Source organism: Mucilaginibacter sp. P4_G9, from assembly GCF_056400985.1.
This window is the reverse complement of the sequence record NZ_JBFUKF010000009.1, coordinates 20,228-40,842: the sequence shown is the minus strand read 5'-3', so window position 1 is coordinate 40,842 and position 20,615 is coordinate 20,228. Positions and strand designations below refer to the sequence as shown.

Genomic DNA, 20,615 nt, shown 5'->3' with positions numbered 1-20,615 from the left:
TCTTTGATCCCATAGTTTTAACAATCTTCCAGCCACCAGACATGGTTCCGGCCGCAATAGCGGTATAACAAGCCAGCGGAATCCAATCTGGCATAGGGGCACCCGTATGAATTACTTTTGCCGCAATTAAACTTACATATAAAATACCCATTACCTTTTGGGCATCATTACCACCATGCGCAAAACTCAACGCCGCTGCAGATACCAGCTGTAATCTTTTAAACCAACGCTCGGCAGTGGCCGGTTTTGCACGTTTACAAATGTTTAATATCAGGATGGTTACAACATATGCCATAAGCAACCCGATAAAAGGGGCCAAAACAATATATGCTATAATTTTAAGCACGTATTGCATTTCAATGGCATGTAAGGCGCTTGCGCCCATATATAGGGCATTTGTCATACCCGCTCCTGCAAAACCACCTATAAGCGTATGCGACGAGCTTGAAGGAATACCAAACCACCATGTAATTAAATTCCAGGAGATAGCGGCTATTAAACCTGCAAGTATTACGTGTAAGGTTACATAATGCTCAATAACAATTTTTGATACGGTATTGGCAACTTTATGATCCTTAATAAAAAAATAGGCCGCAAAATTAAATACTGCAGCCATTAACACTGCCTGGAAAGGGGTAAGTACCTTGGTTGATACTATGGTAGCAATAGAGTTGGCGGCATCATGAAAACCGTTTGTGTAATCAAATATTAGCGCAAGTAAAACAATAACAACAAGTAAGGAGGTAACCATTTAGTGATTATTAGGTATGCTTAAGCGTTTTTAACTAAAATTGATTCCATTACATTTGCTGCATCCTCGCACATATCAGTTGCTGTTTCAAGGGCGGCAAGTATCTCTTTATATTTTATCAGGCGGATAGCGTCTTTTTCATAAAGAAACAAATCGGCCACGGCGCGGTCAAATACATAATCGGCCTGGTTTTCAACACTGTTTATCCTGATACATGAATCGGCAATGTTGCGCACATTACGCAAATCCTTTAATTCGCGTACAGCTTTTTCCAGGTCGATGCTTGCCTGCAAGATGAGGTCGGATAATTTACGGATGTGTTCATTAAAATCATCTATCCGGTAAAGGCTCATCCGGTTAGCTGCACCTTGTATATAATCGGCCACATCGTCAATAGCAGTAGCTAAGGCATGAATGTCCTCACGATCAAAAGGGGTAATAAAGTTTTTACCCAGCTCAAGATAGATCTGGTGCGTAAGCTCATCGCCTTTGTTCTCCAGCTTATCAATCTGTTTAAACAACTCCTCGCGGGTAACCGCGTTGTTTGAGTTTACAGCTTCAACCAATATAGTACCCATGGTAACTACGTTGCTTGCTGCTTGCTCAAATAAAGGAAAAAATATTTTTTTATCCTTTGGTACAAAATACTGGAAAATGCTGTTAAGTGACATACTGTTTTAAATTGAGGTAAAGGTACGGTTGCTATGTTAAATTAATGTTAACTTTTTAACACTGGTATGTTTGGGAAAGGTAAAGTTTGTTTTGCTCTTTGCAAAGTAAWGCCAAAGGTAGATCCCAAACCCTCTGTACTGCGCACATTTATGGTTTGCTGGTGTGCTTCAATAATATGTTTTACTATGGCCAACCCCAATCCCGAGCCGCCTATTTGCCTTGAACGGCTGGTATCTGTACGGTAAAAACGCTCAAACAATCGCGGAAGGAACTTTTCTTCTATGCCAATACCATCATCGGTAACTTCAACCAAAACCTGGTCGTCAAGTACAAAAAGGCTGAGCGAAGTGCTGCCTTCTTCTTTCCCGTATTTAAACGAATTATCAATCAGGTTAACAAGTACCTGCCGTATTTTTTCACGATCAGCATATACCACAATCCCGTCATCATATTTTTGTTTGAATATGAGCTTGATTTTGTACTGTTTGCCTTTTATCTCTAATGATTCAAATACCTCTTTTATAAGGTCATTGATCTTAAATTTTGTGTAATTAATAGGAATCTCCCCTGATTCCAGCTTCGAGATCTCATCCAGATCTTTAATAAGATAACTTAGGCGATCAACATTTTTTGAGGCTTTCTCCAGAAATTGTCTTGCCATTTCCCGGTCGTCAAAATCATCATCCTGCAGGGCTTCGATGTATCCCTGTATAGCAAAAAGCGGGGTTTTAAATTCGTGGGATATATTTGATAAAAAGTCGCGGCGAAATTTTTCCTGCTTGCGCAATTCATCAATTTCGGATTTTTTTTGTTTTGCCCATTCCTTTACTTCCTGTTCAACATCATCAATAGGGTTTGCTGTAATATGCTCGCCCAGGGCATCACGCAGGTCGCGGCCTAACTTTAAATTATGGATAAGTTTATAAATAAGTTTAATACGCGAGTAGATGTATTTTTCTATCAGGTAGTAAAATACAAAATAGCTTACGGCAAGGGTAGCCGTAAAAGTAATCATAACATCGTACCACTTATGTTGAAAATAGAAGTTTACAGCCGACAGTGTTATTGCAACACCTATTGCCGTAACCAAAACCAATACGCGCAAATTCATTGCGTAAAGTTACAATTTATAGATCATTAAGTGCCAGCGGAAAGGCCACTTCCATGTTAAATTAAAGTTATCAATTCCTGCATTTTTAAGCAGGGTTAATAATTCTTGTTTTTTGAACGCCCGCTTTACCGATAGCGGACCATCATAGCGTACCATTTTATTGCGGGTTAAAACGTTGGTTATAAATATAACAGCGTAGTATAACAACCAATGCCGGTGCAAATCGGTAATGATGATTCCTTTGCGGGCCGATGCATGCATGTTTTTGATCATCTGTATCCAATGTTCATCATCAAAGTGGTGTGTAAACAAGCTGCTGATAATGATGTCATGCTTGCCCAATAAGTAAATATCGTTTATCACATCGGCTTGTACATAACTGATGTTATTAAAGCCCTTTGATTCTTTACGTGCAAAATTGATTGCAGCGGGGGCCGCATCAATACCGGTAAGTTTTAGGTGTATTTGCTGTTGCTTAGCCCATTTGGCAATTGCAATCAAGGTATCGCCGCCGCCGCAACCCCAGTCGCAAACAGCGTAACCATTATGTGCCGGAAATTTCTTGAGGGTGTTAATTATACTGTTATGGCCGCCAAACCAGGAGTTTACTTTGCCCAACCCTTCTAAAACCGGGATAATTTCTTCATCGGGCAAATAGAGATCATCCATGATCTCGGCATCAAAAGCTCGGGTGGTTAAATTGGGCATAATATAAATACATCAACCTTATGAAAAAGGTTTTCCATGGGTTTTACTGATCAAATAACGCGATAAGGATGGCAAACCATTTAACAGGTGAAGCGTAAGGGCGGTAGTATTGTTATTGCCAAATAAACGCTGTAACTGTCGCCCAACCCATAAACGCTGAGCAAATTGCCTGTTCCAGCTTTCGGTATAGTCGGCCTCAAGAGCAGCACGGTTACTCTCGGTAAAGCCACCAGGCTTATAGTGGTTGATGATCTTTTCTGACAGGATCTTAGCCGAGTGGATAGCCATTGTCATGCCATTGCCGCAAAGCGGGGCAATCATCCCGGCTGTATCGCCACTCATCAGGATATGGTTATCAACCGGAGCCTTTTTTTCGAACGAAATCTCGTTGATAACTTCGGGCTTATCCAGCAAAAATTCGGCATGGGTAAAAATATCATCGAGGTATGGGTTTTTACGGATGACATTCTCTTCCAAAGCCTGCAGTGTACCGTACTTACGAAGATCATCCCGGTGGGCCATATAGCACATGCAATACCTGTCGCCATCTGTTTTGCTTACACCGCAGTAGCCATCTTTATAATTATTAAGCTGAATAAGGTCATCCKGAAAACCCATCCGTACATGAAACTTTACCGCCAGGTATGGGCTTCKCTTATAAAAGAACGGCCTTTTCAATTTTTGATCAAGGTTTGACCGCTTGCCAAAGGAGCCTATTACCAGCGGGGCCGTCAATACTTCGCCCGGCGTAACAACTTCAAAATGATTATTATTAAACCTTACATCCTCTACCCGGGTGCCGGTCATAAAGCTTACACCTTCTGTTTTTGCCTTATGGTACAGGAAGTTATCAAACGTATACCGGCTCAGGCCAAAACCACCCAGATCGAGCTTTTGTGAAAGCCTGGTGCCCGATGCAGCTGTAACTTCCAGCCGGTTAATGCGGGAAACATTTAACTGATCCAGATCGATATCGAGTTTGCTGAGAAAAGGGATCACTTCATTGGAGATGTACTCGCCACATACCCGGTGCATAGGGTATGTTTTTTTTTCGATCAGGGTAACTTTTAATCCGGCACGGTTAAGCAGTATTGCATTAAACAATCCTGCCAGGCCGCCGCCAACTATTATTAGGTCGCTCATTTCGGGTTAATGCATTTCAAGTATCATACCTTCAACCGTTAAACCGGGCCCAAAAGCAAAGCTCATGATCTTTTGATCAATAAGGTTGCCGGCCTTCAGCATTTTCTGCAATACAAAAAGAATAGTGGCAGATGACATGTTTCCATATTCCTGTAATGTTTGGTAAGCAAATGCATTGCTTTCTTCCGGAAGCTCCAATGCTTCTTCAACCGCCTCCAGTATTTTGCGGCCACCGGGATGTACTGCATATGCAGTGATCTGCCCGGCATCAAGCTTGGCTTTTTGCAAAAATCTGCCGGTTAAGGCCTTAATGTTTTTTTTGATCTGCTTAGATACGCGCGAGGTAAGCTTCATTTCGAAACCGGTATTACCAACATACCAGCCCATATCATCGCGGGCTTCGGTTACAAATTCCGAGTAGAAATTCTTTAAAGAAAAATATGTTCCCTTACCCAGGCGCTGCAAGGTATTTTCAACCAATACTGCCGCGGCACCGTCAGAGAACAGGGAGTTGGCCACCCAATTATCCAGCGTGTTCTCTTTTTGAAAGTGCAGCGTGCAAAGTTCAACGCTTACTACCAACACTTTAGCTTCGGGGTTGGCGCGGCAAATATAGTCGGAAACCTTAAGAGCGTTTATGGCGCCGTAACATCCCATAAAATTGATACAGGTGCGCTCGGTATCACGATTCAGGCTAAGCTTTTCTACCAGTTCAATATCAATACCGGGAGCGTGCATACCGGTACAGCTAACGGTTATCAGGTGGGTTATTTGTTGTAAAATACCGTCTTCAAAACCCGACAGGCAATTTTTTACCGCATTAATAGCAATATCTATAGCCTCCTGCTCATAAAACTTCAATCGTTTTTGCGTGTCAGGGAAAGGTTCAAAACTTCCGGATTGATCAAAAAAGGTATAATTAGATGGGTCGCTTTCACCAAAATCAGGAATTACCGAATAACGATGATCGATCCCCGAATTATCATAGATGCTTTTGAGCCTCGCCGCATTGGTTTTATCCAACCCAAAAGCATTCACCATAAAATGGTAAATATCCTGCTGGGCAATACGGTTATGGGGATTTGCTATCCCGATGGCACTAATGCAACTCTCCATTTTATGCTGAGCTTAAAGCTTAAGGCCCAAAGCCCGAAGCAAAGTATTTTGATATCTCCGATATAAATTTATTTCAATTACTTACCTCAGTTTCTACCGAAATATTGGCTTCATTTGATAAGATGACATTTTTGCCTCCAATACCAAAGTCTGTTCTTAATACCTGGAAATCACCCTTAAACAAAGCGGAGTTACCCGTTTCAATATACGTAAAAGGTATTTCAATCAGCTTTGTTTTATCTTTAATAGTTACGTTAAAATTACCCGTAAAGTTGTTTCCGCTTTTGTGTTTAAAAGAAACCGATTTTAAGGTAATCTTAGGATACCTGGCTACATCAAAGTAATCCTCGCTCTTCAGGTGGCTATCCCTGCTTTCGTTATCCGTATTAACGGTGTTTGAAGCAACCGAAGCCTCAATTGAACTGGCTGCAAGGCTCGATGGCTTAAAATTAATATCGGCGTTAAAGCCGCCGTAAGTGCCCGCTACATTAAAGCCCAGGTTTTTAATTTTAAAGGTAACTGCAGACCGGGTTACTTTGCTTTGCGCGAAAGATGTTGCTGCTAAAAAAAATAAAATCGCGATGGTAAATAATTTCTTAATCATGTTACTGCTAACGTGGATTTCAAACATAATGATTTATCTGTAACTAATTTTTACATTAGTAAGATTAGGCAACCCGTTGTAGGTTTAATACGTTTCAACAAATAGCATTGGTTGCCTTTACCTGTTAAAATACTGTTTCTGTATGAACTTAAAGCAAATTATACCTACTTCATCGGCCTGGGCGCACATGCGTTTTGTATTTTCGGTTTTTTTGCTGCCGGTATATTTGTTTGCCTTTAGCCAGGTGCCGTTTATTGATCCGGCTAACGCCATACTTGTGTTTTTAATATGGCACCTTCTTGCATTCCCGGCGAGCAATGGCTATAACAGTTATTTTGATAAGGATGAAGATAGTATTGGTCTTTTAGAAAAGCCGCCCGAAGTAGATATCAGCCTGTATTATTTTTCAATACTGCTGGAGGCTTTAGCTTTCTTATTGGGATTTTTAATTAGCTGGGAATTTGCTTTTGCTGTGTTGTTATATGGCATCATGTCAAAACTTTATAGCCACCCTGCAACCCGGTTAAAAAAATACCCTGTCATTAGTTTTCTCACCGTATTCTTTTTCCAGGGAGCGTTTATTTATTATGTCACTTTTTCGGCATTAAGCGGTTTAAGTTTATTCAGGCATTGGGATGCCGGCTTTATAGTAGCCGGGGCAATTTGCTCCTGCCTTATAGGTGCATCGTACCCGTTAACACAGGTTTACCAGCATCAGGAAGATAGCCGCCGCGGAGACAGGACCATCAGCCTGGTGCTGGGCTATAAGGGATCGTTTATTTTATCGGGTGTTTTATTTGCATTGGGGATTGCCTGCTCTTTTTATTACTGGCATGCAGCAGGTAAAATGTTCAACTTCTATTTTTTCCTGGTGTGCGCACTGCCCATATTTTTATTTTTTAATTACTGGTTTTATAAGGTGGGCAAATCAACAGAAAACGCCAATTTTAAAAATGCCATGCGCATGAATTTTTTAAGCTCGGGTTGTATGCTGGTTTATTTTGGGGTACTGGTATTTATGGGATAACCTGCTTAGAAATATGGACGGAACAAGAGTTTATAAATACAATCCATATTTTATTTTACCAATGGTACTTTTTGGCCTTTTATCGGCGCAGCCGGTTTATTCGATATTTACAAAGCTGATCGATTATAAAGATTATTCCAGTGCCATTATAGTGGTGCTGGCTATTGATTATTTCCTGATATTTTTTGTTAAGCACACTTATTACGTGATAAAGGGAATTCCCGCTATAATAATAACCCCTGACTTTATTTTTATTCAGAAAAGGGGTTGTGCCATTGCCTGGCGGGATATAGAGAGCATAGACAAAGGGCGGGGATTAAGAATGTCGTTGAGAAAGACATGGAAGAATTGGGGCGAAATAAAAAACCCGGTAATCAGGACATATTACCGGGTTCTTGCAAACGATGTTTCAGTGGCAGGTATTTTAATAGCCGGCGATACCGAACAAATGAGCATCACCATAAGGGATTATTATTTTAAATACCGGTACAATTAAAACTCCACGTGCGCCCTCATCGAAAACACATTTACCGGGCCGCGATCTTTATTGTAAGCCGGGTTTAGTATAAACTGGTAATCGGGTGTAAGCCAGAATTTTTTTTGATAGGCGTTTATTTTATAATACAGCTCGGCTATCAATTCATGACTGTAATTCAGCTTGCCGTCACCAATAATAAAGCCATAGCCGCCGGCTGCCAGGTAATCACTATGGGGTTTGGATAGGCCGTTTGCCACAAATGCCAATGCTAACTCGTCATCGCCGCGTTTCCATGAACTGCCTTTCAGTACGCCTCCAAAACTTAATGACCTGTCTATTTCAGTAAAATACCAGGTTTCGGTATGGCCATTATTATAGCTTAGCTTGGCAAATACCCCAAAATCCTTGCTTAGGTATTGATCGGCGCTAATGCCAAAACCATATTTATGCTTGCCGTAAACTAAATTGGTATCCACAACCGGGTTAACCTTGTTAATGGCCAGTGCCTGGCGATAATCGCCCATTTTGCCATTGTTACGGAAACCTAAAACCCTCAGTGTTCCTTTATTGCCGTTAAATGTGTAGCGTCTTTCGTACTCCAGGGTTTGGGTATTGGCCTTCCCTATTTTTGCATCCCAGATGGCGCCGTTAGCTGTGGTTGTCGACATGGTGAAGGCAAACCTTAACGTCCAGTTGGGCATTCCTAATTCGGTATGTATGCCCATGGCATAGCCACGGGTATTGGCCGGGTAATCCCAGGCGCCATTATCCATTAATGACCAGTTCATGAACTGTGAGCGTGGGTCGTGGCTAAATTCGTTACCATCGTAAAAATCGGCCATACCAAATTTACCTGCGGTTACCGAGAAATAGCGTTTGCTTTTTAAACCTGCAAGCTGGTTAGCATCATCCTGAATGGTGTCTTTATCTTTTCCCCATTCAAAATTCTGGGTAAAATACAGGCGGGCTATATATATCTTGGGATCTGAACCACCAACCCTAAATGTTTCGCCATTTGGGAAACCGGCTACACCCAGGGTTTTGCTCAACCCCGATCCTCCAGACATTTCGGGGTTAAAATAGGCCGAGGCTCCTTTCCATAGCCTGGCACCGCCAAAAAAGGTAGTAGTAATTGAGCTTTGTGTTTCTGATTTGGTAAGTAAGCTATTATTGCCTGTATAGTCGGCTCCAAACGATGGTTTATACTGGGTTATAATAGTTTGTTGAAAATGAAAGTTAAAGCGTTGCTGTTTAAGCGTATCCTGAGCTTTTGCGGCGAGAGATATACCTAACAGGGAAATTATAAAAGGTAAAGTTTTTTTCATGGGTAATAGTTAAATGCTGAAACGATTATTGAAACTTATGGTTTACACTCGATGTAGAATTGCTGCAAATAGGCTTCCATGAACGCGTGGCGTTGGTCGGCCATTTTACGGCCGGTTGCGGTGTTCATTTTATCTTTCAGTAGTAATAGTTTTTCGTAAAAGTGGTTAATTGAGGGCGCCGGGGAATTTTTATATTCCTCTTTGTTCATATTTAAATGGGGTTCAACCTCCGGATTATAAATTTCCCTGCCTTTAAAGCCGCCGTAATTAAAAGCCCTTGCTATCCCAATAGCGCCAATGGCATCAAGCCTGTCGGCATCCTGTACTATAGCCAGTTCGGCCGAGTAAAAAGTTGGTTTATCAAAGCTCGATTTAAAGGATATATGCCTGATGATCTGCTGTACATGCTCAATTACCTCCGCTTCAACATTTACACTTTGCAGGTATTTGCCGGCAGTAAACGCTCCAATTTCTTCATCTCCGTTATGAAATTTGCTATCGGCTATATCATGAAGCAGGGCGGCAAGTTCAACAGTAAGCAGGTCGGCTTTTTCTGTTTTTGCAATCAATTTGGCGTTGGTCCATACACGGTGTATGTGCCACCAGTCGTGGCCGCCTTCAGCATTTTTAAGGGTATCACGTACAAATTGTACTGTGCTACTGATCAGATTTGCGTTTTCCATCCGGTTGCAAAGATATTATTGCCCGGGATGAAACAGCGGATAATTTTTAAATTACTGCGCAACGGATGGGTTTTCTGTATTTATCAGGCTATGGATATCTACTTCTAATACGGCAGCTATCTGGAAAAGCCTTTCAACAGTTATTTTGGTATAACCTAACTCAATTTTGCTATAGGCGTTTTGCGATATATTCAATTTTGCAGCAAGGAATTCCTGTGTATAGTTTAACTGTTCGCGCGTTTTCCTGATATTTACTGCAATCGCCCTGACTTTGTAATTCAGCGTTTCTTTCATCCCAATGTATTATGTATTAAATGATAGTATAAACGGGATTTATAGAAGCTTGGATTTACATTTTTTATTTTTAAGGTTTTTCCTGGAAATTGAGATATGCTTTTAGGGGGAATTTAACCCGCTAAATTGTATAGTTGCGACTAAATTGCTTCAATCATAATTATGGCGCTCAAAATCATAATCGGACTGTGTTGAGATGATCTTCTTGCGCCGCTGGACATCGGTATCCAGGTTATGATCGTAAATATTATCAGTAACCGTCATGTCCCTGTCCTTTTCTTTATCGGCCATATAAAGGTTGGCTTCGGCTGTTTTCGCTATCGCTGCATCATATGGCCCCCTGGGCGACATCAGCTTTACAAATACGGGCAGGCACTCAAATAAAATAAACAGGTAGCCAATAAATGAAATGGCCATATAGGTATCAAGGTCGCGGGTGCCGTTTTCGTTGAAGGATAGCTGTCCAAGCGCCCAGTTACGATCGGCAAAGCCGGCTATGTTGGCCAGGCTATCCAGCTGATGATCATTAAATAACCTGGCATTGTTTAACCCTTCAAATTCTTTGCGCCGGCTCAGGTATTGGTCCATCTCGCCAAGGTTGCCGGTTACTGTTTTCAGGCGATTTTCTTTTTCCTCTAATACACTTTGTTTTTGTTTGGCGTACGTGCCATACCCGGTAATGCCCGATGTTTGGTTGGTTTTATCGCCAAATACTTCCTGGTTCAGCAGGAAACGGGTGCGGTTGATATCTTTTTCCAGAGAGTCTTTCTCCTTTTTCAGGTCGCTATTCTTTCCCATTTCCATCGCATACTTTTGGTTGTATGTTTTTTCCAGGGTATCAATTTTACGGTGCTGGCCTTTAAGATAGGAGGATTTTAATTTTTGGCGAATTTCTTTATCAAATATCTTCAACTCCAACGGGCGGGATATAACTATACCTATCATAATAGCCAGCAGGATACGCGGGGAGGCCTGCAGGATCTGCTGGTTGGTTGTACCTTCTTTATTAATGCTGGATACAATATAGCGATCCATGTTAAAAATAGCCGTTCCCCACAACAGGCCAAACAAAATAGCAAAGCCTACTGCAAAAGCATCGCCATTAAAAACAAAATACATGGCATAGCCGCCAGATAGGGAGGCAAACAGGGCGGTAAAAAATATAGTAGCTCCAATACCTACATATTTATTATGCTCGATAGGGTATTTTTTTAACGTATCTATATGTGCTCCTGAACAAAACCAGAAAAAGCGGGTAACTTTTTTCATCTATATGATCTGTTTAAATTTAACGCCGGTTTAATATTTGTGTAAAATTTTTAACCCGGCATAGCTGATTTACTGCCTTTTGTTGCTCAAAATAACGTATTACTAAGTAAACCATATAATAAACGCTCCCGGGCATTGATTGTTACAAAAATATCGTGTAATTATTTGCAATAGAAAAAAAGCTACCTTTGAGTATTAATTTATTTTATCATGAACGAGATAACCGTACAGGAACTAAAAGAGAAAATTGACAAAGGTGAAGATTTTCAGCTGATTGACGTTAGGGAAGATTTTGAATACGAAACATCAAACCTTGGTGGGCAGTTAATACCCCTTGGTGGCATATTAATAGAGTCCGAAAAGATTAGTAAAGATAAGCCCGTAGTGGTAATGTGCCGCAGTGGTAAACGCAGCGCGGCCGCCATTATGCAGTTAGAGCAACGTGGCTTTACCAACTTATATAACTTAAACGGCGGTATTTTAGCCTGGGCTGCAGAAATTGACCCTACACTTAATGTTTATTAGTATATGGGCTTTAAATTAGTGCTCAATGTATTATATACCATAGGTGCAGTATTGTGCGCTTTTGTGGCATATCAATCATTCATGGCCAAAAATTATCTTTATGTGGGTGTTGCCGTGTTTGTTTGTCTGGTTGTTATTTTCTTAAAAATAAGACTGTTAAAAGACGTAAGAAACTCACAGAAAAAGGTGTAACTTCATTGCATGTTTATAGCAATATTAGGAGTTATCATACTCGTGGTGGGTATAGTGCTCAAACGCTCGCCCCAGCCCGCAAATCAGTTTAGTAACACCGTAAGTATAGTTGGTATAGTAATGGTAGCCGTAGGCCTGTTACTATCTATGTTTAAGGTTATTGAACCGGGCCATGCAGGTGTGCAGTCCCTTTTTGGTAAGGTGCAGGATAATGTGTTAGAAAGCGGTTTGCATATAGTTAACCCCGCTGTTGAGATAACTGTTTTTGATACCCGGACGCAAACTTATACCATGAGTGCCGTTAGCAGCGAGGGCCAAAAGGAAGGTGATGATGCTATTAGGGTATTATCATCTGATGGATTAGAGGTTAGCATCGATCTCTCGGTACAATATAAAGTAAGCCCTGATAAGGCACCGTTCATTCTTCAAAATATTGGTGTAGATTACCTGGAAAAAATCGTTCGCCCCGTATCGCGTACCGCTATACGGGACAATGCAGTAAATTATGCCGCCGTTGATTTGTATTCAACCAAAAGGCAGGAATTTCAGGATAAAATAAACCGTTATATAACAGCAAACTTTGTAAAAAGGGGCTTGGAGCTTCAGCAGATCCTGGTTCGTAACATCACCCTGCCTGCGTCTGTAAGAGCAAGCATCGAATCAAAGATCAACGCCGAGCAGGACGCTCAAAAAATGCAGTTCGTTTTACAAAAGGAGAAACAGGAGGCGGAACGTAAGCGTGTAGAAGCACAGGGTATAGCCGACTATCAAAAGATACTATCCACAGGATTATCTGACAAGCAACTGCAGTATGAAAGTATCAAAGCTCAAAAGGAAATTGCCCTATCGTCAAATGCCAAGGTAATCATTATCGGTGGAGGCAGGGGAAATCCGATAATGTTGAGTGATAAATAGCCAACACTAATTTCACAAATTATTTCGAATTTCACGAATGAATAGCAGACTTACGAAGTTTTTAAAACTTCGTAAGTCTCTCTCTACTGTTAATGTCCTTAATTTTTACCTTCTGTTTCAGGAAAGGACCCTATCTAACCAGGGTACCAATTGCTTCACCATTGGCAATCTTCATAAAGTTGCCTTCTTTGTTCATATCAAATACAATAATAGGCAGCTTGTTTTCCTGGCAAAGGGTAATGGCTGTCATATCCATTACATTTAGGCCTTTATCGTATACTTCCTGGAACGAGATCTCGTCATAGCGGGTAGCACTGGGATCCTTTTCCGGATCGGCGGTGTAAATGCCATCAACACGGGTGCCTTTCAGTACCACATCGGCTTTAATTTCAATAGCGCGTAATGATGCCGCGGTATCTGTAGTAAAATACGGGTTTCCGGTACCGGCACCAAAGATTACTATTTTGCCAACTTCTAAATGGTGCATCGCGCGGCGGCGGATGTAAGGCTCACAAATCTGTTCCATTTTAATGGCTGATTGCAGACGGGTTTCCACGCCAATGCTTTCCAGCGCGTTTTGCAGTGCCATGCAATTGATCACTGTAGCCAGCATCCCCATATAATCTGCCTGCGCACGCTCCATGCCCGATTTTTCGGCACTCAGACCCCTGAAAATATTACCGCCACCAACAACGATCGCTATTTCCATACCGGTATCATACACGTTTTTTATATCCTGGGCATATTGCAAAACCTGGGCATTATCAATGCCATATTGCCTGCTACCCATTAGCGATTCGCCCGAAAGTTTCAGTAAAATTCTTTTGTATTTCATTTGGTGTGATTTGTTAATAATAGAAATAGATGGAACTTGCTTTTGTGGATATCATGAATTGATGAAGCTCTGTTCATATGTGCGTAGTTCGGCAAAAATAAAGAATAAAAATCAGTGTTAAAATTTTATGTTGTCTTTGTTAAAAAATTGCCTTGTAAAATAGTGCCTTCTACCTCAAAATCAGCAGTAAAAATAACCAGATCGGCATCAAAACCTTTTTCAACTTTGCCCTTTTTTAGTTGTTTGGCCAGTTGGGCCGGGTATAACGAGGCCATATTAACGGCTTCGGCCAGGGGAACACCAACCTCTTTTACACAATTCTCAACTGCCTTTAGCATAGTAAGGCATGAGCCCGAGAGTGTTCCATCAGGCATGGTATACCTGTCGCCCCTTAGCTCATGTTGATAAGTGCCCTCTTTGGTAGAAGTTACCGCATCGGTAATCAAAAACAACTTATCACCCAGCTCGCGCTTGGCAAGGCGGATCATCGCAAAATCAACATGGATGCCATCGGCTACGATGYTGGTAAACGGGCGTTCCTCAAAAATAGCGGGGATATAGCCCGGTTCGCGGTGGTGCATCTGCGGCATGGCATTAAATAAATGCGTAACCGCCTGTATGGGTTTGTTTAAAAATGCTTTACCCTCGGCATAAGTAGCATTGCTATGGCCCGATGAAATAATAATGCCCTGGCTATAGATGTAATCAATCACTTCCTGGTCCTGCAGCTCGGGTGCTATGGTGATCATTTTTATTTCGCCTTCGGCGCGCTCCACCCAGCCCTTAACTTCTGCAAGGGTTGCTTTTTTGATATATTTTTCGGGATGAGCTCCCCTTTTTGCAGGGTTTAAATATGGCCCCTCCAGGTGCAGGCCCCAGAATGCGCCCCTGGCCTTTTTGCGGTATAATTTAGCAGCCTGGATTCCTGCCTCAACAATTTCATTGGTATTGGTGCCTATTGTGGCAAAAACGCCTATAGTTCCCTGGTTTAACAGATCGCTTTCTAAGCGTTCCAGTGCTTCAACAGTTGGCGTGCCGGCAAAAAGCTTTCCACCGCTACCGTAGATCTGCAGATCGATGAAACCGGGGGCAAGATATGAGCCGTTAAGATCCTTCTTTTCTGCATCAGCAGGGATAGCTGTATCATCAATAACATCGATGATCGATCCGCTTGAAATTAAAACGGCCTTGCCATGGGCAATTTGCCCGTTTGAAATGAGTTGGAGGTTGTGGAGTGCTGTTACCATGACTGCTATTTCATTAATCCGTCATTGCGAGGCACGAAGCAATCCCCAACTATCCAGGGCGGACCTGCAAATAGGGGATTGCTTCGTTCCTCGCAATGACGGTTGGTGGTACAAAACAATATCGCAAAAAAAATCCCCCTCGTTTTAAACGAGGGGGATAAAATATTTAAGCTCCTAAAGCTACCCGCTTAAAGGCGGTTACTGTAAGGCCCTTTTCAACGGTGGCCAGGAACTGGGCAACGCTTTTTGATGAATCTTTTACAAACTCCTGGTTTAACAGGGTTGAGTCTTTATAGAATTTGTTCAATTTACCTAAGCTGATCTTTTCAACCATTTCTTCTGGTTTACCTTCAGCACGGATCACATCTTTAGCAATCTCCAGCTCACGCTCAATTACAGAAGCATCAACACCATCTTTATCAACCGCGATAGGGTTCATAGCAGCAATTTGCATTGCAACGTCTTTACCTGCTTCGTCAGCACCTGCCGGGTTTGAGTTTAAAGCTACCAATACACCTAAACGGAAGTTACCGTGTACATAAGCGATAACTTTTTCGCCGGTGATGATCTCTAATTTAGATACACCGATTTTTTCGCCGATTTTGCCGGTTTTGTCGATAATGGCGTCACCAATAGTAATAGTGGTATTTTCGGTATCAATTGAAATAGCGTAAAGCTCTTCGATGCTTTTTGGTTGGTTTTCAACGGCTTTGTTAGCAATTTCGTTAGCGAAAGCAACAAACTCAGCATTTTTAGCCACGAAATCAGTTTCGCAGTTAAGTTCGATGATAACACCGGTTTTGCCATCAGCAGAAGTGCGTGAAATAACAACGCCTTCGTTTGATTCCCTGTCCTGACGGCTTGCTGCAACCTTAGCACCTTTTTTTCTTAAAAAATCGATAGCTGCTTCAAAATCACCGTTAGTTTCGGTTAGTGCTTTTTTGCAATCCATCATACCGGCACCTGTTTGTTGGCGCAGTTTATTTACGTCGGCTGCAGATATTTGTACTGTAGACATTTTTTTTGAGTTTTAAGTTGTTTGTTATAAGTTGTAAGTTAAAGGCAAAATTAATTGGCTATTATAACCTGCAACTGTTTTTAATATTAAAACTATGGGTTGTAAATTGTAGATTATAAAAAACTTATAACTCACAACCTACAACCCACAACTAAATTCGATTACTCTTCTGTTTCGGCAGCAGGAGTTTCAGTTTCAGCGTCGGCTACAACGTCTGCAACTTCGGCAGTTTTCCTGGTTCTTTTACCGCCTTCGTTTTCACTGCGGTCTTTTACTTCAGGAGCATCAGCTTTAGCTTTCGCGGTAGCTGCTTCTTTTTCTGCTTCGTCTTCTTTCTCGCGTTTGCGCTCATCCAAACCTTCTTCAATAGCTTTGATGATAATGCTGGTGATCAATGAAATTGATTTTGTAGCATCGTCATTCGCCGGAATAGGGAAATCGATGTTTGAAGGATCGGAGTTGGTATCAACCATAGCAAATGTAGGGATGTTCAACTTCAAAGCTTCTGAAACTGCGATATGCTCTTTCTTAACGTCGATAAGGAATAATGCTGCAGGCAAACGGTTCAGATCAGAGATACCTCCTAAAAGGGTTTCTAATTTGATACGCTCACGTTGTATCATCAGTCTTTCTTTTTTAGAAAGGTTGCTGTAAGTACCGTCTTTAGTCAATTTATCGATGTTTGACATCTTTTTGATCGACTTACGTACGGTAGCAAAGTTGGTTAACATACCACCCAACCAACGCTCGGTGATGTAGGGCATGTTTACGCTTTTTGCATAGTCGGCAACGATATCTTTCGCTTGTTTCTTTGTAGCTACGAATAATACCTTACGGCCTGATTTTACAATTTGTTTGATAGCTGCAGCAGCTTCTTCAACCTTAGTTAAGGTTTTATTTAAATCGATAATGTGGATGCCGTTACGCTCCATGAAAATGTACTGTGACATTTTCGGATCCCATTTACGGGTAAGGTGACCAAAGTGTACACCTGCATCCAGTAAATCCTGATATGTTGTTCTTGCCATTGTGTTGTCCTCCTGTGATTAACGTYTACTGAATTGGAATCTCTTACGTGCTTTTTTACGACCTGGTTTCTTACGCTCAACCATACGGTCATCGCGGGTCATGATACCTTTAGCGCGTAGTGAAGGTTTCTTTTCAGGATCCAGTTCAACAATGGCTTTCGCAATAGCTAAACGAACGGCTTCTGCCTGTCCTTTTACACCACCACCTGCAACATTTACTTTAACATCAAATTTTCCGGTTGAACCAGAAACCTCAGTGCTCTGAGTTACGATGTACTGTAATGGCAATGTTGGGAAGTACTCTTTGTAATCTTTACCGTTAACGATGATCGCACCATTTCCTTCTGAAAGGTAGATGCGGGCAACGGCTGTTTTTCTTCTGCCTGAAGTGTTAGTTGTTGGCATTTTTTTTCTCCTTTAAAATTAAAAAGTTAAATGGTTGTTGGGTTTTGTGCTGCATGAGGATGCTCAGAACCTGCATATACATACAGGTTACCAAATAACGCCTTGCCCAAACGACTTTTAGGTAACATACCACGCACGGCTTTTTCAATTACGCGTGTTGGATGTTTTGCCATTAACTCCTTAGGAGAAATGAAACGCTGACCACCTGGATAACCAGTGTACGAAACATAAGTTTTGTCACTGAATTTGTTTCCGGTCAACTTTACCTTGTCTGCATTGATAACTATTACATTATCACCGCAGTCTACGTTCGGGGTGAAATCTGGCTTGGTTTTACCACGAATGATCATTGCGATCTTAGTGGACAAGCGCCCCAAAATCTCGCCTTGTGCGTCAACAACAACCCATTGTTTGTTAACGGTTTTTTTGTTGGCTGAGACAGTTTTGTAACTTAACGTATTCACTTGCTTTAAATTAAATTGTTTAAACGTTTATTATACCCCGCATTTTCGGGACTGCAAAGATACAGCTATTTGTGTTATTAGCAAATAGTTTTACGGAAAATTTATGCATGCAGATATAACGATACGAAAAGCTATTTGGGCTGATTAGCATACCTGCTGTATTTCTTAACCCGCCTTTTGGTGACACAACCATGCCACCGCTGAAAATCAACCCTAAAAAGCGCTTTGATGGACTATTCTGTGTTTCGGTTAATATGACCAGGTGTTGCGGTTTGTTTTACCTGTTGCGAACGCAACAGTTTGAACAATATTTAAAAACTTTTGCCTCCCAACTCTTTTTAATTATCAAACCGATGACATATATTAGCGCTGAACTCTAATTAATTACCCTAAATTGATGTCACCCATCTGCAGGTTTGCGCTTGGCGTATGTGTTTTTGCTTTAAACTCAATTGCGCTATCTGCTCAAACCCAGGTAAGTTTAGATGATTCTTTAAAAACGCAAAGAGATGCCAACGGGTATTTAAATTCAATTTTCAGCAGTAAAAAACCAGATACGGCCGATACCAGCCTCGACGAAAAGAATTTCTTTTGGGCTGTGCTACCCTCGGCAGCTTATAATCCAAGCGTAGGCTTTGCAATCGGCGCAACCTCGGCAGCCGGTAAATACTTTGGCGACAGGCATAACACCATTCTCTCGGTAATGAACGCGGGTGCGTACATTTCAACCAATGGCCTTTCAACACTTGAATTTAAACACAATGCGTTCACCTCAAAAAATATATGGAACCTGCAGGGTACGTTGCAGGTTGGCAAAACCATAGCTAAGGATAACGGCCTGGGTACCGGCAGGCGCAGTGTTGGTGATGGCCCATTCCACATGGGTGAACTGCATTTTGGCGATAACCCCAATGAGTTTCCGATAAGATATACCTACCTGAAAATAAACGAACGCATTTACCGCAAAATAACCGACCATATTTATGTGGGCGCGGGCCTCAGCTTTAACTTTTATAACAACATTGATGATAACCGAAAAAATATCCCGGTGGAGGATACGCATAATTACAGGTACAGCATTCGCAAGGGGTATAATCCTTTTAAATATAATGCCAATGGGGTTTTAATAAACTTTCAATACAACAGCCGCGATCAGCCAAACCGCGCGTTTAAAGGTATTTATGCCGATGTTATTTTGCGGGCTAACCAAACCTGGCTGGGCAGCAATCATGCCGCGGTGCAAATAAAAGCCGAATTGAGGAAATACTGGAGCCTGAGCGATACCGACCCCGAAAATGTTTTTGCCATTTGGCACTGGGCCAATTACCTACTTAAAGGATCGTTACCTTACCTTGAACTGCCGGGTACCGCGAGTGATGCATATGGCCGTATAGGTCGCGCCTTCATTATCGGCAGGTTTAAAGGGCCATCCTTTGTATATAATGAGGCTGAATACCGGTTTCCGCTAACGGCTAATAAATTGTTAAGCGGGGTTGCTTTTGTAAATGTAGAATCGGCCAATAACCAGCGGGATATTAAACTGTTCAGGTATTGGGAGCCGGGAGCCGGCTTTGGCTTAAGGTTGTTGTTTAATAAATATACCCGATCCAATATGTGTTTTGATTATGCCCGGGGCAGCTATGGATCCGGCGGCTTTTTTTTAGGGCTCAACGAGGTGTTTTAAAAACAGCCAGTTATTACGCAACCCTTTACCAGAAAACCGGGCAAAACAAAAAGGGGCGCAAAATTTGCGCCCCTTTTATTTATATCATGTAGGTGATTATAATGAATCTGTTGAAGTAAACCCACCTTCCTGAAGCGGTTCCTGATGTCTTTTAAGCAAAGGCGATCCCTCGGTGAAAATACCCATGATGAATAGCAGGCCACCAAAAAGAACCTGTGGTATCCATAATTTTGAGCTAAAATCATAAATCCACGGAGTACACATCAGGAATGAACCCATAATTACATCATTTATATTATGCATGCTCATTGGGAACACTTTAATAAAGCCCAGCTTGTTATCGGCAAAAATAGCCATGATCAACTGTAACCAGCCTACAATTAATGGCAGGAACAAAGCCGCGCCGCCAATATGTAATGTATCAAACGTCCACAGTGTTGAAATCAGTAACAAGGCTACTACATAGTTTAAAAATGCATAAAAGGTTGTTGGAATAAAGCTTTTCATTTTTTAGCGAATTGTTGTAATGTATCTATTATTTATATACGTGTATCAAAAAAACGTTGCAAAGCTAAGCATTTATACAGGTTTTCGATATTTAAAATCACCTTGAATGCTTTTTATAGCTTAAAACAATTACCTTTAATTAATTGCTGTAATAATTGGCCAAAGATAGGCGTTTTTAAAATTAAAGCAATCCATTTTCTTCCTAAAAACCGGCACTACAAAAGAGGGCCTGTTAATCATCCGCAAATACAATATAATACCCGGGCTGCAATACCAGCAAGCCCGCATAATTAACATCTAAAACTATAAGATCATGAGCAAGGACAGACAAGCCGTAAAAGAAAAAAAGAAGCCAGCAGCCGAAGGAAGCAAAAAAGCGCCATCTGATTACCAATCGGGTAAAAAAGACGCCGTAAAACCCATTGGCGGCGATAAGAAAAAGTAATTTTTTGGACGAAGGACGTTCGGACAAAGGACTTTCAGACTTTCAGACAAAGGATTTTCGGACGAGGGACTTTTGGATAAAGGACAAAAGATATAAAGCTATTTAAAGTACTTTATCTTTTGTCCTTCTGTCTTTTGTCTGAAAGTCCGAACGTCTGAAAGTCCGAAAG

At 41.4% G+C, this 20,615-nt stretch carries 25 protein-coding genes; 7 read left to right on the top strand and 18 right to left on the bottom strand.

Annotated features, from left to right (window positions below; genetic code table 11):
• From AC1DPZ_RS02265 to AC1DPZ_RS02235, 7 genes are all read right to left on the bottom strand, one after another.
• Positions 1–751: inorganic phosphate transporter (locus AC1DPZ_RS02265; RefSeq protein WP_477400953.1), on the bottom strand; the 751-nt coding region annotated here is incomplete at its 3' end.
• Positions 752–771: 20 nt separating this feature from the next.
• The gene (locus AC1DPZ_RS02260; RefSeq protein WP_477400951.1) at positions 772–1,422 is read right to left on the bottom strand and encodes a DUF47 domain-containing protein; all 651 of its coding nucleotides are present in this window, start codon (positions 1,420–1,422) and stop codon (positions 772–774) included.
• Positions 1,423–1,469: 47 nt separating this feature from the next.
• Positions 1,470–2,534, bottom strand: coding sequence for a sensor histidine kinase (locus tag AC1DPZ_RS02255; RefSeq protein ID WP_477400950.1), 1,065 nt, complete (start codon positions 2,532–2,534; stop codon positions 1,470–1,472).
• Positions 2,535–2,543: 9 nt separating this feature from the next.
• Entirely contained in the window at positions 2,544–3,242 is a 699-nt protein-coding gene (locus tag AC1DPZ_RS02250; protein WP_477400948.1) for a methyltransferase domain-containing protein, read from the bottom strand.
• Positions 3,243–3,260: 18 nt separating this feature from the next.
• Entirely contained in the window at positions 3,261–4,385 is a 1,125-nt protein-coding gene (locus tag AC1DPZ_RS02245; RefSeq protein WP_477400947.1) for an NAD(P)/FAD-dependent oxidoreductase, read from the bottom strand.
• 6 nt (positions 4,386–4,391) lie between these two features.
• Positions 4,392–5,501, bottom strand: a complete 1,110-nt coding sequence (locus AC1DPZ_RS02240; RefSeq protein ID WP_477400945.1) for a type III polyketide synthase — start codon at positions 5,499–5,501, stop codon at positions 4,392–4,394.
• A gap of 73 nt (positions 5,502–5,574) precedes the next feature.
• Entirely contained in the window at positions 5,575–6,105 is a 531-nt protein-coding gene (locus AC1DPZ_RS02235; RefSeq protein ID WP_477400943.1) for a YceI family protein, read from the bottom strand.
• A 142-nt stretch (positions 6,106–6,247) separates the two neighbouring features.
• On the opposite strand from AC1DPZ_RS02235, the gene AC1DPZ_RS02230 reads away from it, so the two are divergent.
• Both AC1DPZ_RS02230 and AC1DPZ_RS02225 read left to right on the top strand, forming a co-directional pair.
• Positions 6,248–7,132: a UbiA family prenyltransferase gene (locus AC1DPZ_RS02230; protein WP_477400942.1), complete on the top strand. Its 885-nt coding sequence runs from the start codon at positions 6,248–6,250 to the stop codon at positions 7,130–7,132.
• Between the two features lie 13 nt (positions 7,133–7,145).
• Positions 7,146–7,628, top strand: a complete 483-nt coding sequence (locus AC1DPZ_RS02225; RefSeq protein WP_477400941.1) for a hypothetical protein — start codon at positions 7,146–7,148, stop codon at positions 7,626–7,628.
• Here the strand turns inward: AC1DPZ_RS02225 and AC1DPZ_RS02220 are convergent.
• The 4 genes from AC1DPZ_RS02220 to AC1DPZ_RS02205 form a co-directional block, all read right to left on the bottom strand.
• Positions 7,625–8,935: a carbohydrate porin gene (locus AC1DPZ_RS02220; protein ID WP_477400939.1), complete on the bottom strand. Its 1,311-nt coding sequence runs from the start codon at positions 8,933–8,935 to the stop codon at positions 7,625–7,627. The genes AC1DPZ_RS02225 and AC1DPZ_RS02220 overlap by 4 nt on opposite strands.
• A gap of 35 nt (positions 8,936–8,970) precedes the next feature.
• Entirely contained in the window at positions 8,971–9,618 is a 648-nt protein-coding gene (locus AC1DPZ_RS02215; protein WP_477400937.1) for an HD domain-containing protein, read from the bottom strand.
• Positions 9,619–9,669: 51 nt separating this feature from the next.
• Complete coding sequence (locus tag AC1DPZ_RS02210; protein ID WP_477400935.1) at positions 9,670–9,912, bottom strand: helix-turn-helix domain-containing protein; 243 nt, start codon at positions 9,910–9,912, stop codon at positions 9,670–9,672.
• Between the two features lie 150 nt (positions 9,913–10,062).
• The gene (locus tag AC1DPZ_RS02205; RefSeq protein WP_477400933.1) at positions 10,063–11,181 is read right to left on the bottom strand and encodes a DUF4407 domain-containing protein; all 1,119 of its coding nucleotides are present in this window, start codon (positions 11,179–11,181) and stop codon (positions 10,063–10,065) included.
• 210 nt (positions 11,182–11,391) lie between these two features.
• On the opposite strand from AC1DPZ_RS02205, the gene AC1DPZ_RS02200 reads away from it, so the two are divergent.
• The 3 genes from AC1DPZ_RS02200 to AC1DPZ_RS02190 are packed head-to-tail and all read left to right on the top strand — an operon-like array spanning position 11,392 to position 12,813.
• Positions 11,392–11,706 (top strand): rhodanese-like domain-containing protein, encoded by a 315-nt coding sequence (locus AC1DPZ_RS02200; protein ID WP_477400932.1) that lies wholly within the window; start codon positions 11,392–11,394, stop codon positions 11,704–11,706.
• Positions 11,707–11,709: 3 nt separating this feature from the next.
• The gene (locus AC1DPZ_RS02195; protein ID WP_477400931.1) at positions 11,710–11,898 is read left to right on the top strand and encodes a DUF6358 family protein; all 189 of its coding nucleotides are present in this window, start codon (positions 11,710–11,712) and stop codon (positions 11,896–11,898) included.
• A 9-nt stretch (positions 11,899–11,907) separates the two neighbouring features.
• Positions 11,908–12,813, top strand: a complete 906-nt coding sequence (locus tag AC1DPZ_RS02190; protein WP_477400930.1) for a prohibitin family protein — start codon at positions 11,908–11,910, stop codon at positions 12,811–12,813.
• A 130-nt stretch (positions 12,814–12,943) separates the two neighbouring features.
• On the opposite strand, the gene pyrH is transcribed toward AC1DPZ_RS02190, so the two are convergent.
• From pyrH to rplM, 6 genes are all read right to left on the bottom strand, one after another.
• A complete protein-coding gene (pyrH, locus tag AC1DPZ_RS02185) occupies positions 12,944–13,648 on the bottom strand; it encodes a UMP kinase (protein ID WP_477400928.1) in 705 nt (234 codons plus the stop codon).
• A gap of 125 nt (positions 13,649–13,773) precedes the next feature.
• Positions 13,774–14,895: an N-acetylglucosamine-6-phosphate deacetylase gene (gene nagA / locus AC1DPZ_RS02180; protein WP_477400927.1), complete on the bottom strand. Its 1,122-nt coding sequence runs from the start codon at positions 14,893–14,895 to the stop codon at positions 13,774–13,776.
• Positions 14,896–15,061: 166 nt separating this feature from the next.
• On the bottom strand, positions 15,062–15,913 hold the full coding sequence (gene tsf, locus AC1DPZ_RS02175; protein ID WP_477400926.1) for a translation elongation factor Ts: 852 nt from the start codon (positions 15,911–15,913) through the stop codon (positions 15,062–15,064).
• 161 nt (positions 15,914–16,074) lie between these two features.
• The gene (gene rpsB / locus AC1DPZ_RS02170) at positions 16,075–16,941 is read right to left on the bottom strand and encodes a 30S ribosomal protein S2 (protein WP_477400925.1); all 867 of its coding nucleotides are present in this window, start codon (positions 16,939–16,941) and stop codon (positions 16,075–16,077) included.
• 18 nt (positions 16,942–16,959) lie between these two features.
• A complete protein-coding gene (rpsI, locus tag AC1DPZ_RS02165) occupies positions 16,960–17,346 on the bottom strand; it encodes a 30S ribosomal protein S9 (RefSeq protein ID WP_477400924.1) in 387 nt (128 codons plus the stop codon).
• A gap of 26 nt (positions 17,347–17,372) precedes the next feature.
• Positions 17,373–17,810: a 50S ribosomal protein L13 gene (gene rplM / locus AC1DPZ_RS02160; protein ID WP_290327650.1), complete on the bottom strand. Its 438-nt coding sequence runs from the start codon at positions 17,808–17,810 to the stop codon at positions 17,373–17,375.
• A 397-nt stretch (positions 17,811–18,207) separates the two neighbouring features.
• On the opposite strand from rplM, the gene AC1DPZ_RS02155 reads away from it, so the two are divergent.
• Positions 18,208–19,494, top strand: coding sequence for a BamA/TamA family outer membrane protein (locus AC1DPZ_RS02155; protein ID WP_477400922.1), 1,287 nt, complete (start codon positions 18,208–18,210; stop codon positions 19,492–19,494).
• 96 nt (positions 19,495–19,590) lie between these two features.
• Here AC1DPZ_RS02155 and AC1DPZ_RS02150 read toward each other — a convergent pair whose 3' ends face one another.
• Positions 19,591–20,001, bottom strand: a complete 411-nt coding sequence (locus AC1DPZ_RS02150) for an SPW repeat domain-containing protein (protein ID WP_477400921.1) — start codon at positions 19,999–20,001, stop codon at positions 19,591–19,593.
• A 313-nt stretch (positions 20,002–20,314) separates the two neighbouring features.
• Here AC1DPZ_RS02150 and AC1DPZ_RS02145 point away from each other — a divergent pair, with 313 nt between their 5' ends.
• Positions 20,315–20,446: a hypothetical protein gene (locus AC1DPZ_RS02145; RefSeq protein WP_477400920.1), complete on the top strand. Its 132-nt coding sequence runs from the start codon at positions 20,315–20,317 to the stop codon at positions 20,444–20,446.
• Positions 20,447–20,615: the final 169 nt, after the last annotated feature.

Excerpts from the sequence above, each read along its gene's own strand:
- AC1DPZ_RS02260 (WP_477400951.1), bottom strand. The coding sequence starts at position 1,422 with ATGTCACTTAACAGCATTTTCCAGTATTTTGTACCAAAGGATAAAAAA.
- AC1DPZ_RS02250 (WP_477400948.1), bottom strand. The coding sequence starts at position 3,242 with ATGCCCAATTTAACCACCCGAGCTTTTGATGCCGAGATCATGGATGAT.
- AC1DPZ_RS02240 (WP_477400945.1), bottom strand. The coding sequence starts at position 5,501 with ATGGAGAGTTGCATTAGTGCCATCGGGATAGCAAATCCCCATAACCGT.
- AC1DPZ_RS02235 (WP_477400943.1), bottom strand. The coding sequence starts at position 6,105 with ATGATTAAGAAATTATTTACCATCGCGATTTTATTTTTTTTAGCAGCA.
- AC1DPZ_RS02230 (WP_477400942.1), top strand. The coding sequence starts at position 6,248 with ATGAACTTAAAGCAAATTATACCTACTTCATCGGCCTGGGCGCACATG.
- AC1DPZ_RS02225 (WP_477400941.1), top strand. The coding sequence starts at position 7,146 with ATGGACGGAACAAGAGTTTATAAATACAATCCATATTTTATTTTACCA.
- AC1DPZ_RS02220 (WP_477400939.1), bottom strand. The coding sequence starts at position 8,935 with ATGAAAAAAACTTTACCTTTTATAATTTCCCTGTTAGGTATATCTCTC.
- AC1DPZ_RS02215 (WP_477400937.1), bottom strand. The coding sequence starts at position 9,618 with ATGGAAAACGCAAATCTGATCAGTAGCACAGTACAATTTGTACGTGAT.
- AC1DPZ_RS02210 (WP_477400935.1), bottom strand. The coding sequence starts at position 9,912 with ATGAAAGAAACGCTGAATTACAAAGTCAGGGCGATTGCAGTAAATATC.
- AC1DPZ_RS02205 (WP_477400933.1), bottom strand. The coding sequence starts at position 11,181 with ATGAAAAAAGTTACCCGCTTTTTCTGGTTTTGTTCAGGAGCACATATA.
- AC1DPZ_RS02200 (WP_477400932.1), top strand. The coding sequence starts at position 11,392 with ATGAACGAGATAACCGTACAGGAACTAAAAGAGAAAATTGACAAAGGT.
- AC1DPZ_RS02195 (WP_477400931.1), top strand. The coding sequence starts at position 11,710 with ATGGGCTTTAAATTAGTGCTCAATGTATTATATACCATAGGTGCAGTA.
- AC1DPZ_RS02190 (WP_477400930.1), top strand. The coding sequence starts at position 11,908 with ATGTTTATAGCAATATTAGGAGTTATCATACTCGTGGTGGGTATAGTG.
- pyrH (WP_477400928.1), bottom strand. The coding sequence starts at position 13,648 with ATGAAATACAAAAGAATTTTACTGAAACTTTCGGGCGAATCGCTAATG.
- tsf (WP_477400926.1), bottom strand. The coding sequence starts at position 15,913 with ATGTCTACAGTACAAATATCTGCAGCCGACGTAAATAAACTGCGCCAA.
- rpsB (WP_477400925.1), bottom strand. The coding sequence starts at position 16,941 with ATGGCAAGAACAACATATCAGGATTTACTGGATGCAGGTGTACACTTT.
- AC1DPZ_RS02155 (WP_477400922.1), top strand. The coding sequence starts at position 18,208 with ATGTCACCCATCTGCAGGTTTGCGCTTGGCGTATGTGTTTTTGCTTTA.
- AC1DPZ_RS02150 (WP_477400921.1), bottom strand. The coding sequence starts at position 20,001 with ATGAAAAGCTTTATTCCAACAACCTTTTATGCATTTTTAAACTATGTA.
- AC1DPZ_RS02145 (WP_477400920.1), top strand. The coding sequence starts at position 20,315 with ATGAGCAAGGACAGACAAGCCGTAAAAGAAAAAAAGAAGCCAGCAGCC.